General features: G+C 62.2%; 11 protein-coding genes. 7 read left to right on the top strand and 4 right to left on the bottom strand.

All coding sequences use genetic code 11. The features are described from left to right. The first annotated feature begins 1 nt into the window (after position 1). The 3 genes from DL86_RS17425 (at position 2) to miaA (ending at position 2,570) form a co-directional block, all read left to right on the top strand. On the top strand, positions 2-430 hold the full coding sequence (locus DL86_RS17425) for a nucleoside deaminase (protein WP_036264253.1): 429 nt from the start codon (positions 2-4) through the stop codon (positions 428-430). 109 nt (positions 431-539) lie between these two features. Next, positions 540-1,496, top strand: coding sequence for a 4-hydroxy-3-methylbut-2-enyl diphosphate reductase (gene ispH, locus DL86_RS17420; protein ID WP_051953693.1), 957 nt, complete (start codon positions 540-542; stop codon positions 1,494-1,496). A 156-nt stretch (positions 1,497-1,652) separates the two neighbouring features. Further along, positions 1,653-2,570 carry a tRNA (adenosine(37)-N6)-dimethylallyltransferase MiaA gene (miaA, locus tag DL86_RS17415; RefSeq protein WP_051953691.1) on the top strand — a complete coding sequence of 306 codons (918 nt, stop codon included), beginning with the start codon at positions 1,653-1,655 and terminating at the stop codon, positions 2,568-2,570. Here the strand turns inward: miaA and DL86_RS17410 are convergent. After that, complete coding sequence (locus tag DL86_RS17410; RefSeq protein WP_036264251.1) at positions 2,564-3,421, bottom strand: RMD1 family protein; 858 nt, start codon at positions 3,419-3,421, stop codon at positions 2,564-2,566. The two genes, miaA and DL86_RS17410, sit on opposite strands and share 7 nt — an antisense overlap. Before the next feature lie 563 nt (positions 3,422-3,984). Between DL86_RS17410 and DL86_RS17405 the strand changes: the two genes are divergently transcribed. From DL86_RS17405 to ilvC, 3 genes are all read left to right on the top strand, one after another. Then, positions 3,985-5,745 carry an acetolactate synthase 3 large subunit gene (locus DL86_RS17405; protein WP_036264250.1) on the top strand — a complete coding sequence of 587 codons (1,761 nt, stop codon included), beginning with the start codon at positions 3,985-3,987 and terminating at the stop codon, positions 5,743-5,745. A 4-nt stretch (positions 5,746-5,749) separates the two neighbouring features. Then, positions 5,750-6,301 (top strand): acetolactate synthase small subunit, encoded by a 552-nt coding sequence (ilvN, locus tag DL86_RS17400; protein ID WP_036264249.1) that lies wholly within the window; start codon positions 5,750-5,752, stop codon positions 6,299-6,301. 116 nt (positions 6,302-6,417) lie between these two features. Then, positions 6,418-7,437 (top strand): ketol-acid reductoisomerase, encoded by a 1,020-nt coding sequence (gene ilvC, locus DL86_RS17395; RefSeq protein WP_036264247.1) that lies wholly within the window; start codon positions 6,418-6,420, stop codon positions 7,435-7,437. A 132-nt stretch (positions 7,438-7,569) separates the two neighbouring features. Here the strand turns inward: ilvC and DL86_RS17390 are convergent, their stop codons facing one another. Next, on the bottom strand, positions 7,570-8,469 hold the full coding sequence (locus DL86_RS17390) for an AraC-like ligand-binding domain-containing protein (protein ID WP_245276423.1): 900 nt from the start codon (positions 8,467-8,469) through the stop codon (positions 7,570-7,572). A 258-nt stretch (positions 8,470-8,727) separates the two neighbouring features. On the opposite strand from DL86_RS17390, the gene DL86_RS17385 reads away from it, so the two are divergent. Further along, positions 8,728-9,183, top strand: coding sequence for a hypothetical protein (locus DL86_RS17385; RefSeq protein WP_036264244.1), 456 nt, complete (start codon positions 8,728-8,730; stop codon positions 9,181-9,183). A gap of 72 nt (positions 9,184-9,255) precedes the next feature. Here the strand turns inward: DL86_RS17385 and DL86_RS17380 are convergent, their stop codons facing one another. Both DL86_RS17380 and DL86_RS17375 read right to left on the bottom strand, forming a co-directional pair. Next, positions 9,256-10,323, bottom strand: coding sequence for a YcjF family protein (locus tag DL86_RS17380; RefSeq protein WP_036264242.1), 1,068 nt, complete (start codon positions 10,321-10,323; stop codon positions 9,256-9,258). 164 nt (positions 10,324-10,487) lie between these two features. Then, a complete protein-coding gene (locus DL86_RS17375; protein ID WP_084573008.1) occupies positions 10,488-11,990 on the bottom strand; it encodes a YcjX family GTP-binding protein in 1,503 nt (500 codons plus the stop codon). Positions 11,991-12,115 lie beyond the last annotated feature (125 nt).

Raw genomic sequence — 12,115 nt, 5'->3', positions numbered from 1 at the left:
AATGTCATGCGCCTTTGCCGAAGCGCAAGGCGCCTTTCGGCGCGGCGAAGTGCCGGTCGGGGCGGTGATCGTTCGCGCCGGCGAGATTGTGTCGAGCGCCGGCAATCGGGTGCTTTTGGATAAGGACCCGACCGCGCATGCCGAAATCCTGGCGATTCGTTCGGCGTGCCGGACGCTCGGCTCGGAGCGGCTGACCGGCTGCGATCTTTATGTGACGCTTGAGCCTTGCGCCATGTGCGCGGCGGCGATTTCCTTCGCCCGCGTGCGGCGGCTCTATTGGGGCGCGGCGGACCCGAAGGGCGGCGCGGTGGAGCACGGTCCGCGTTTCTTCGCGCTGCCGACCTGCCACCATGCGCCGGAACTCTATGGCGGCATTCGCGAAAGCGAAGCGGGGGATTTGCTGCGTCGGTTTTTCGCCGCGCGGCGATGAGCGGCGCGCGCTCTCAATAAATTTTTATCTTGAAGGCGCGGCGCCAGCGCGCACTTGACAGGCGAAGCCGCTAACTCATAAACGTGGGCGAATCCGGACCAAGGGCCGCATGACCGTCAAGCCAAAATTACACGTCCTCCTTTGCGCGCCGCGCGGCTTCTGCGCGGGCGTCGTTCGCGCCATCGATGCTGTGGAGGAGGCGCTGCGGATTCACGGCGCTCCGGTCTATGTTCGCCATGAGATCGTCCATAATAAATATGTCGTCGAAACGCTCAAATCCAAGGGCGCGATTTTTGTCGAGGAGCTCGATGAAGTTCCCGACACGACGCAGCCGGTGATTTTTTCCGCGCATGGGGTGCCGAAATCGATCCCGGCGGATGCCGAGGCGCGTAATATTTTCGCAATCGACGCGACTTGCCCGCTGGTGACGAAAGTACATCGCGAAGCTGAATTGCATCACAGGCAAGGCCGCCAGGTTCTCCTCGTCGGCCATGCCGGACATCCCGAAGTGGTTGGCACCTTGGGTCAATTGCCGAGCGGTTCGATCATTCTGGTTCAGACGCTCGACGATATCGCGACATTGCAGCCTTTGGACGAGAATAATCTGGCCTATGTCACGCAAACGACGCTTTCGGTCGACGATACGCGCTGCATGGTGGAAGCTTTGACGCGGCGGTTCCCGCAAATCATGGGGCCGCATCGCGAGGACATTTGCTACGCGACCACAAATCGGCAGGAGGCGGTGAAACGCATTGCGCCGGTTGTCGACGCCTTGCTTGTCGTGGGCTCATCGAATTCCTCCAATTCGCAACGGCTGAAGGAAGTCGCCGAACGCTCGGGCTGCAAGCTCGCCCGTCTCGTGCTGCGCGCCGACGACGTCGAATGGGATTTGTTTGCCAATATTTCCTCGCTCGGAATCACCGCCGGGGCCTCGGCGCCTGAAATTCTTGTCGAGGAAATCATGGATGCCTTCGCGCAGCGCTTCGAATTGAGCGTCGAGACGGTGTCCACCGCAGACGAGGGCGTGTTTTTCCCGCTGCCGCGCGAGTTGCGGCAGGCCGTGTAGCGCATGGTCCCAAAAAGTTGCAGACTTTTTGGATAAGATTATGCGATGTGACGGCGCAACAGAGCATTCCCGGCCAAAATCGCGCCGGTAGCGGCGTTCGGGAATCGCCGCCCCAGAGACGCTTCAGGTCCAAAACGATAGGACCTCCGGACCGTATTGACCCCTATTTCAACCATTCTCATCGCGGGACCGACGGCGAGCGGCAAATCCGCCCTGGCGCTTCGCCTTGCCCGTGCCTTTGACGGCGTGTTGATCAATGCCGATTCGATGCAGGTCTACCGCGATCTGCGGGTGCTGACGGCGCGCCCAGATGCGCAAGACGAGGCCAAGGCGCCGCACCGGCTGTTTGGCCATGTCGACGGCGCGATCAATCATTCTGTCGGCCTCTGGCTGAAGGATGCCTCCCTTGCGCTTGATGAAGCAAGGAGCGCTGGGCGCTTGCCGATCTTCGTCGGCGGGACCGGCCTCTATTTCAAGGCGCTGACGCAGGGGCTTTCGGCCATCCCCCCGGTGCCCGATGAAGTGCGCGAAGGCATCCGCGCGTGGGCGCAAAATATTCCGGTTGCGGCCTTGCACGCTGAACTTGCCCGTCGCGATCCGGCGAGCGCCGCGCGTTTGCGGCCGACCGATCCGCAGCGGATTTTGCGCGCGCTCGAGGTTTTCGAGGCGACGGGGACAAGCCTTACATCGTTCCAAGCCGCTCGGACGGCGCCGCTTATCGATCAGAGCAGCGCGCTCGCGGTGTTTCTCGCGCCGGAGCGGAGCCTTTTGGCGCAACGGATCGATGCCCGTTTCGACGCCATGCTCGAGGCGGGGGCGCTGCAGGAGGCTGCGGCGCTGCGCCAGCGCGGCCTCGACCCGGCGCTGCCGATCATGCGCGCGCATGGCGCGCCGCATCTCATCGCGCATCTCAACGGCGCGATTTCCTTGGCGGAGGCGGCCCAGCGCGCCAAGCTCGACACCCGCCAATACGCCAAGCGACAATTGACCTTCGCGCGGCATCAACTGCCTGGGTTTCGATGGGGCTCGGCGGAAGAGGCGGAGGCTTTGGCGCTGGCGGCGCTGGCTCAATGACGCCCGACAATGATCTGGCCGATTGTGATGATAATTTCGGCGATGATCAGGACGACGATGGTCGCCTCGAGGCGGGTGGCCCGATCGGCGTCGATCATGTCGGTCAGGGCGCGCGCGGTCTCGACAATCATGTCGAGCTTGCGCTTTAAGGTTTCGGCGCGCTCCTTCAATTCATATTCGTCTTCGAGGCGGGCATAAAGCCGCTCGAGATCGGGCCGGTCCCAGAGCACGTCGGGCTTTTCCTCGACGGCGACGCGGCCCGACAGGCGATGCTGGACGAGCAGCGTCTGGCCAATCAGTTTCAGCATCGAGCGGCGTTTCCAGGGCGGCCGGCCATTGCGCGCGAGATCGGCGGCGAAGGGCTCGATAATGTCGAAGACGGAATTGACCTCGCGCTCGTCGCGGCCGAGCGAAACGGTCTTGGCGAGCGCATCGGAGACGACGAGCAGACGCTGCTCGGAAAGATCCTTCATCGCGATCGCGCCGCCCGGCGGGATCTTGTCGCCATGGTCCGGCGAGATTTCGAGTATGGCGGATTCGTCGTCGATATGCGCATGCGGTCCCGACACCCGCAATTTCACCTGTTTGAGCACATCGTCTTCTTCGAGCGGCGAAAGGCCGATCATGACCGCGACGCCAAACCGATACAGCGCGACAAATCCATTCGCGCCGACATTGAAGGCGAGCGGCGTCGCCGAGATCATGTCGGAGCGCTCGAGGCCGGCGGCGTCGATCCGGTCGCCGAGCAGCAGCGCCCGCGCCCGGACGCGGAGCAGACTTGGCGTCGAGGGCGCAGCTGGCGTCGAGGGCTCGGTTGGCGGCGTGGGCAAGGTCGGTTTGGCTTCTGTCATGTCCTATCCCTACGCGACCGCACGCGCCTTTGAAAGATCATGGGTCTGGGAGCGAAGTCGGCGCGCCCGGCATCGGGTGGGTTCCAGGCGCAAGATAGAAGGTCTTTTCGGCGGCTTTGGCGCTGAAAATCTTGCGGAATCGGGCGCCTAAAGGGGAACGGCGCGGATATGCGCGGGCTTGGCGCATGCCATTGGCAGGAAACAGACGCGGCCGGGACAATTATTGCCGGCATCCGCTTCGACGCCGCCTTTCCAATCCAAGCGGCATATCTACATGTAAAAAGACGATAAAAAAGCGGCCCGCCGCGCCGCCGCCGATATTGACGATGGCGGTTACGACCGTTATAGATTGGCTTGGTTTTTGATCGGGGCAACCTTCGTGAAAATGATTCTTGTCGTAACATGCGCGCCGGAGATGGGACGGAGATAGGCTCCGCTTTTCCCGATCTGGCGCATATCCCAGGCCCTCAGGGGCCTTTTTTATTGCCCGGAAGCTGAAAAAGAATATGAAACCACGGCTGGATCCAAGAGCGCTTGGAGCCAGGAACACTCGGAGCCAAGACATGTCCAATCTGTTGACCGGCGCGGAAATGGTCGTCCGAGCGTTGCAGGATCAAGGCGTCGACACGATCTTCGGCTATCCGGGCGGCGCGGTGCTGCCGATCTACGACGCCCTGTTCCACCAGGACCAGATCAAGCATGTGCTGGTGCGCCACGAACAAGGAGCGGCGCATGCCGCCGAAGGCTTCGCGCGCTCCAGCGGCAAGGTCGGCGTGCTGCTCGTGACCTCCGGGCCGGGGGCCACAAACGCCATCACCGGCTTGACCGACGCCCTTATGGATTCGATCCCGCTCGTCTGCATCACCGGTCAGGTTCCGACGCATCTCATCGGCTCCGACGCCTTTCAGGAATGCGACACGGTCGGCATCACCCGCCATTGCACCAAGCACAATTATCTCGTGCGCCAAATCGATGATCTCGCGCGCATTCTGCACGAGGCCTTTTACGTCGCCCAGAATGGGCGTCCGGGTCCGGTCGTCATCGACATCCCGAAAGACGTGCAGTTTGCGATAGGCGCCTATTCCGGACCGCATAAGATCGAACACAAGACCTATAAGCCGAAGCTCGAAGGCGACGCCGACAAAATCGCGCAAGCGGTCGCGCTCATGGCGGGCGCCAAGCGTCCGATTTTCTATACCGGCGGCGGGATCATTAACTCCGGACTCGAAGCCTCGCTTCTGCTGCGCGAACTCGTCGGCCTCACGGGATTTCCGGTCACCTCCACCTTGATGGGGCTCGGCGCCTATCCGGCCTCGGGCGAGAACTGGCTTGGCATGCTTGGCATGCACGGCACGTTCGAGGCCAATAATGCGATGCATGATTGCGATTTGATGATCGCCATTGGCGCGCGGTTCGACGATCGCATCACCGGGCGCCTCGACGCTTTCTCGCCGGGCTCGAAGAAGATCCATGTCGACATCGATCCGTCCTCGATCAACAAGAACGTGAAGGTCGATCTCGGCATCATCGGCGATTGCGCGCATGTGCTGCGCCAGATGATCGACCTCTTCCGCGCCAAGAAAATTTCGATCGAATCGGCGGCGCTCGCCAGATGGTGGACGCAGATCGACAAGTGGCGGGCGCGCAAGTCGCTTTCGTTCAAGGCTTCGAACGAGGTGATCAAGCCGCAATACGCGGTTCAGCGCCTGTATGAATTGACCAAGGGGCGCGATGCTTACATCACGACCGAGGTCGGGCAGCATCAGATGTGGGCTGCGCAGCATTATCATTTCGAGGAGCCCAATCGCTGGATGACGAGCGGGGGCCTCGGCACCATGGGCTACGGCTTGCCGGCGGCGATTGGCGCGCAGATGGCGCATCCCGGCGCGCTGGTCATCGACATCGCCGGCGAGGCCTCGATCCTCATGAACATGCAGGAACTCTCGACCGCCGCGCAATATCGCCTGCCGGTCAAGATCTTCATCCTCAACAATGAATATATGGGGATGGTCCGGCAATGGCAGGAGCTGCTGCATGGCGGGCGCTATTCCGAGAGCTATTCGGAGGCCTTGCCCGATTTCGTCAAGCTCGCCGAAGCCTATGGCGCGCATGGCATTCGCTGTTCGGACCCGGCCAAGCTCGACGAGGCGATCCTCGAAATGATCGATACGCCGCGAACCGTGATGTTCGATTGCATCGTCGACAAGACCGAGAACTGTCTGCCGATGATCCCCTCCGGCAAGGCCCATAATGAAATGATTCTTCCCGATCAGGACGACGATATCGGAACCGTGATCGACGCCTCTGGCAAGATGCTGGTGTAGGAACATGAACGCTCCCACGGCTCCCCTTTCGCCTTATTCCTCGGCTGTCGGCAAGTCGAATATCGAGGTCCACACGCTCTCGGTCCTGGTCGACAACGAGCCGGGCGTGCTTGCCCGCGTCGTCGGGCTTTTCTCCGGGCGCGGCTACAATATCGAGAGCCTGACCGTCGCCGAGGTCGCCCATGCCGAGCATTTGTCGCGCATCACCATCGTCACCTCCGGCACGCCCGAGGCGATCGAGCAGATCGGGCATCAGCTGGAGCGTCTCGTTCCGATCCACAAAGTGACCGACCTGACGCTGCGCGGCGGCGCCGTCGAGCGCGAACTCGCGATGATCAAGGTCGCCGGAAAGGGCGCCTGCCGCGACGAGGCTTTGCGCCTCGCCGACGCCTTTCGGGCAAGGGTCATCGACGCTTCGATCGAGAGCTTCGTCTTCGAGCTTACCGGCAATGTCGGCAAGATCGATCAGTTCATCGACCTCATGCGGCCGATCGGGCTTGTTGAAGTGGCGCGCACCGGCGTTGCGGCGATCTCGCGCGGCCCCAATCCGATTTGAGGGGCGAACGGGCGCCTGCGGGCGTTTTGACCGCAGCCGCGCCGCGGCCTAAAAGAAACCATCCACACCATTCGAGGCGGTGAAAGCCCGCCGATTGCACGAGGAAACGTCACGCCATGCGCGTCTATTACGATCGAGATGCCGACATCAATCTCATCAAGGGCAAGAAAGTCGCCATCATCGGCTTTGGCAGCCAAGGCCATGCGCATGCCTTGAACCTCAGGGATTCAGGCGTGAAAGAGGTCTGCGTCGCTTTGCGCGAGGATTCCGCCACCGCCAAGAAGGCGGAAAAGGAAGGGCTGGAGGTCAAGAGCGTCGCCGAGGCCGCCAAATGGGCCGATGTCGTGATGATGCTGGCGCCCGACGAATTGCAGCGCGACATCTATCGCGATCACCTCAGCAAAAATCTGAAGCAGGGCGCGGCCCTGCTGTTCGCGCATGGCCTCAACATTCATTTCAATCTGATCGAGCCGCGCGGCGATCTCGACATATTGATGGTCGCGCCGAAGGGTCCTGGCCATACCGTGCGCTCGGAATATAAGCGCGGCGGCGGCGTGCCCTGTCTCATCGCGGTCGAGCGGAACCCGTCCGGCCACGCCCATGACCTCGGGCTCTCCTATGCGTCGGCGCTTGGCGGCGGGCGCGCCGGCATTATCGAGACGACATTCCGGGAGGAATGCGAGACAGATCTTTTCGGCGAACAGGTCGTGCTCTGCGGCGGTCTCGTCGAACTCATCCGCAACGGCTTCGAAACCCTGGTCGAGGCGGGATACGCGCCGGAAATGGCCTATTTCGAATGTCTCCACGAGGTGAAGCTGATCGTCGATCTCATCTATGAGGGCGGCATCGCAACGATGAATTATTCGGTCTCGAACACCGCCGAATACGGCGAATATGTCACCGGACCGCGCATTGTGACGGCGGAGACCAAGGCCGAGATGAAGCGCGTCTTGAACGACATTCAATCGGGCCGGTTCACCCGCGATTGGATGCTCGAAAACGAAGTCAACCAGACCTCGTTCAAGGCGATGCGGGCCAAGGCGGCCGGCCATCCGATCGAGGAGGTCGGCGCAAGGCTCCGCGCGATGATGCCCTGGATCGGCGCCAACAAGCTGGTCGATAAGGACAAGAACTAAGTTCATCGCACGGGCCCTCATCCTGAGGAGGGCTCGAAAGAGCCCGTCTCGAAGGACGAGAGGGTCTTGAACGAGCCCGCTTTGAGAGGGTGAGCCGGAGGGGGCCGCGTGGCAATTGCCGTCGCGCGGCGCTTATCGCCGCTGTCGAAATTCCCTCGGCGCGCGGCCGAACTGTCGCCTGAAGGCGCGGCTGAAATGCGAAGCGTCGTTAAATCCCCAGCGAAACGCGATGTCGGAGATAGCATCGCCGGCGCGCCGTGGGTCCTGCATGTCCTTCGCGCAATTCTCGAGCCTGAGCCTCCACACGTAGCGCATGAGCGAGGTCCCTTCGTCGCCGAAAAGGGCGTTGACATAGCGCGCCGACAGGCCCGCGCGGCGGGCGATTATGGCGGTGTCGAGATCGCAATCGGCAAGGCATTTTTCAATCAAGAGCTTGACGCGGCGCATGGACACCGATCGGCTTCTTGAGACGGCGAAGCTGGCTGGCCGGGCCGAGGCCGCTGACAGAGTGAGCAAATCGAGCGCCTGCTCGGCGAGGGACGAAGTTTCAAGCGTCGTGAGCTCGTCGGCTTGCTGGCTCGACGCGCGCAGGAAATTCGAAGTCACGGCGCCGATCCCTCCGGCGCCGGGCATGGGCAGTGCGGTACAGTGTTCGATGTCTGGCATGCGCTCCCGCAAAAGCGGCCTTGGGATCGACAAAATAAGCTTCACGAAATCCCCTGGGCACTGAATCCGGTGCGGCCGGGTCGCATCATAAAGGGTCATATCGCCCGGCCGCAGAACAGCCTCCCGCCCGTCCTGCTCCAGACAATAGTTGCCGGAGATTAACACAACGGCGAAATAGCAGTCCTGGCTGACGCGCTGCGGCGCGCGGGGAAGGCGTTCGAGGGCGACGCCGTTGCATTGGACGACAGACAGCCGGAGCTCGTTCCAAGGGTATATCCTCAGATCTTGGGACAAGATTTGACGCGCGGGCAAGGTCACTTCAACCTGGGCATATTCCCGGCAAATGACCTCACGCAGCCAACTCACGCGCTCGGTCGGGGGGATATCGCGGGTCGAAAACCTTAAAGGCCCGCTTTGGCCTTGGGCGGCCGGTTCGGATGTGGAAGGCGGATCGCAACTCATCGCGCGGCGTCACCTCGAAAAAAGACCATCCGGATTTTCTCTTCTCAAAGAGCCGTTGCAGTCAACTTTTGTTCTGTCCTATGCAAGCGCGTCATCGCCCAAATCGCTAAGGAGAGTGAAGCGGCGGATCACGTCCGCCGGGTTTGAATAGGGAAAGCCACGATGAACAAAGACTCTGATACGGCCGGAAATATAGTTCTGCTCCGGGGCGCCTGCCTTTGGCTGCTGGCCGCTTTGGTCCTGGCTTGGTGTCTTGTTGGATTGGATTTCGGCATTCCTTTTGTGAAAAGCATTTTTCCGGGAAAATTCACCCGCGTGCTGCAAGGGCACATCGACTTTTTGTTGATGACCGCGCTCATTCTCGGCGTCTATGCAACGAGGGTCCCTCTGCCTTGGCATGTCCGCTGGGCGATGGTCGTTGGCGCCTTCACCAATTCGAGCCTGTTTGTCCTGCAGGCCATGTTTCCTGTCCTCGACAGCCCCACACCGCCGGACGGAATATTCCCCAAACTCTTTCTTGTGTGTCTTCTGACAAGCCTTGTCGTGACCAGCTATGGCTTTGGAAAGGCGGCGGTGATCGTCTTGCGGTCAACATTCGATCCAAAAGCTGTAAGCTGACAGTCTTGCCGCGCAAGCCGCGCCGCGGGGATGGAGCCGTCCGCCGCACGCGGCGAACGCGACCATGTCCCGTCAGCTCTTTGCATCAGGCTTGCTGAACAGGAAAGGCGCGACATCGTTGACGCCGGGCGCCCGGCTGCTCGCAAAGGGCATCGGACGGCAGACGGCCATCGCGGAGAGCCCGACGCGAGCCGTCAAGAGCCCGTTCAGAACCCCCTCGCCAAGGCGCGCCGATAATTTCGCGGCGAGGCCATGGCCGAGGAGCTGCTGGATTAGGCTGTCTCCGGCCGCCATTCCGCCGGTGATCGCGATATGCGCGCCGATCGAGCGCAAGAGCTTGAAAAAGCCGAACAAGCCCGGCCGGCCGCCATAAATCACCGCAATGCGCCGGATCAGCCGGATGGCTTGCGCGGCAACGAAGATGACGTCGATGAACGCCTTTGGCGCGAGCGCGGTCACCACGGAAACGCGTTTGGCGGCGCGGGCGATTTCACGCTCAACGTCAAGGTCGAGCGGCATCACCAGCGTGCGTTCGGCGATGTCGATGAGGTCGCGGCCGTCGACAATTTCATGCGCGTGCTGGCGAAGCTCCGCCCGGGCGATGGAGGTCTCTGGCCGCCCGGCGTAAAGCGAGGCGAGTTCGCCGATCCGCCGCCGCGCCTCCTTGAAGTCGTCGGTCTCGCGCGCGCGGGCGAGACCGGCATGAAGGTCGGCGATATGGCGTTGCCGCAGAACGCCGGCAATCTCGCGCGCCGCGAGAACGAAGAGCGCGAGCCCGGCGAGACTGGCGAGGACGAGGCCGATGGCCCCGAAGGCCGGCGCGCGGGCGAAAAGATCATCCACAAGCTTGGTCAGCCAAAGTCCCATGGCGAGCGTCACAAGCCCGCCCGCGGCCGACCAGAAGAGACCCGCCCAGGAAAACAGCGAGCGGGCGACGATGCCGCGCTGCTGCGCCTCCTCGACTGCTTCTTCGTCGATGTCGCGCGCCGCCATCAAAGCTTCGGCTTCGGCTTCGAAGGGGTCGCGCGCCGCTTCAATCACCACCGGACCGCGCGGCTTTTCGCTCGCCGAACCGGCGAAGCTCTGGTTCAGATCATCGAGGCGGAATGCGCGGGGCGGGCGTCGTTGGTCAGGCTGCACGGGAGGAACCTCTGGAGCATGATCCTGTCCAAGAAAACGTTGGCCTCGTGGCCAGGATCATGCGGGGAAACAAAAGATAAGGAGCGTGATCGATTTCTGATCGATCGAATGACTCCATTCGATCGGACAGCGTTCTAGCAACCATGCTCGTCATGTCGATTGCGTCATGTCAGCTTATCGCCAAGGAGGAACTGAAGCGCGCGGTCAAGCCGGATATGGGGTGGCGGAAACGGAGCTCCATCCTCGCCGCGCGCCGGAATCGGCGGACGGAACCGAACGAAACGGTAATCGATCTGATTGGCCAGCACAGCGAGGGGCCCGCCGGCGAAGACCCGCTTTGGATCGCTGGGAAGTTCGCCCGGAAAGATCGCCGCTTCGGTCTTGCCGTCGAAAACCTCATCGCCGATGCGCTCCTGATCGAGCGGCGTCCCGATGACCGCGTCGAGCGCCGGTTCGCCATGGCCATTGACTTTGGCCTCGCGCGTCGCCCGCACCGCGGCGAGCGCGATCACGTCGACCTCCGCGCCCACAGTCTCGACCCTGGCAATGGCTCTTGCGGTGAGATGGCGCAAGATCGCCTCGAGCCGGTCGTGGCTCGTGTGGTGCAGATGATCCGCCTTTGTGGCGGCGAAAAGGATCTTGTCGATCTTCGGCCGGAACAGCGTCGAGAGCAGGCCGCCGCGGCCGGCGCGAAAAGCGGTCAGGACATCGGTGATCGCGGTTTCGAGATCGCGCATCGCGGCCGGCCCTGCGTTGAGCGCGGCGAGAGCGTCGACGAGAACGATCTGGCGGTCGAGCCTAGCGAAATGATCGCGAAAGAACGGCTTAACGACATGGGCTTTATAGGCCTCGAAGCGCCGCTCCATCATGGCGGCGAGCGAATCGGGCGCATAGATTTCGCCTTCTTCGACGGCGAGGGGAACAAAAGTGAGGGCCGGCGAACCCTCCAGGTCGCCCGGCATCAGGAAGCGGCCCGGCGGCAGGCTTGAAAAGCTGTAATCATCGGCGCGGCAGGCGCGAAGATAATTGGTGAAAAGCTCGGCCGCGCGGCGGGCGTCGTCCTCATTGGCCTTGGCGCGCGGGTCGGTATTGACGGTGTATCCGCGCCATTGCGCCGCCAGCGGCGCTCTTGCTGCGCCAGCGGAGGCAATAAAGGTCTCCCGTGACCATTGCGCGAAGGATTTTGAGAGCAAGGGCAAGTCGAGCAGCCATTCGCCGGGATAATCGACGATGTCGATGGCCAGCGAATGACGGCCGGGGCGCATGCCGCTCTTTTGTTCGAAATCGAGGCGCAGACGCAGTTCGGAAATGCGCCGCGTCGATTGCGGCCAATGACGATCCTCGACCCGGCCATTGGGACCGGTCAAGGCCGCGACGTGATCTTCGTAGGCGAAGCGCGGCACCGCATCGTCGGGCTGCGGCTCGAGCGCGCCGCCAAGCAAACGTCCGTCGGCGAGGACGCGGAACACTGGCAACGGATTTCGGCGCCCGCGCAGGGAAGGGCGCGCCGCCTTGGTCAGATGTTCGACAAGCGCGGTGATGAAAACGGTCTTGCCCGCGCGCGACAGCCCTGTGACGCCAAGGCGAATATGCGGGCCGCTGGCGTATTCGGCAAGATTTTGCGCGACGGCGCGGGCTTCGAAGAGAAGATCTGAGATCAGGGGCAAAACGAGAATTCCGGCTTTCTATTCAATGGATCGATTCCGATCAATGCAAAGCGTCATAAACAAAAATCGGCTCGCGCCTCGTGCGGATGGAGACGAGCCGTGCGGGGAATGGGGGCGTTGAGCCC

Origin of the sequence: Methylocapsa aurea, from assembly GCF_000746085.1 — a bacterium.
Lineage (GTDB): Bacteria > Pseudomonadota > Alphaproteobacteria > Rhizobiales > Beijerinckiaceae > Methylocapsa > Methylocapsa aurea.
Note: the sequence above shows the minus strand (reverse complement) of the source record. Positions and strands in the feature narration are given on the sequence as shown.

Coding starts and splice junctions, on each gene's coding strand:
- DL86_RS17425 (WP_036264253.1), top strand. CDS start 2: ATGTCATGCGCCTTTGCCGAAGCGCAAGGCGCCTTTCGGCGCGGCGAA.
- ispH (WP_051953693.1), top strand. CDS start 540: ATGACCGTCAAGCCAAAATTACACGTCCTCCTTTGCGCGCCGCGCGGC.
- DL86_RS17410 (WP_036264251.1), bottom strand. CDS start 3,421: ATGACAGAAGCCAAACCGACCTTGCCCACGCCGCCAACCGAGCCCTCG.
- DL86_RS17405 (WP_036264250.1), top strand. CDS start 3,985: ATGTCCAATCTGTTGACCGGCGCGGAAATGGTCGTCCGAGCGTTGCAG.
- ilvN (WP_036264249.1), top strand. CDS start 5,750: ATGAACGCTCCCACGGCTCCCCTTTCGCCTTATTCCTCGGCTGTCGGC.
- ilvC (WP_036264247.1), top strand. CDS start 6,418: ATGCGCGTCTATTACGATCGAGATGCCGACATCAATCTCATCAAGGGC.
- DL86_RS17385 (WP_036264244.1), top strand. CDS start 8,728: ATGAACAAAGACTCTGATACGGCCGGAAATATAGTTCTGCTCCGGGGC.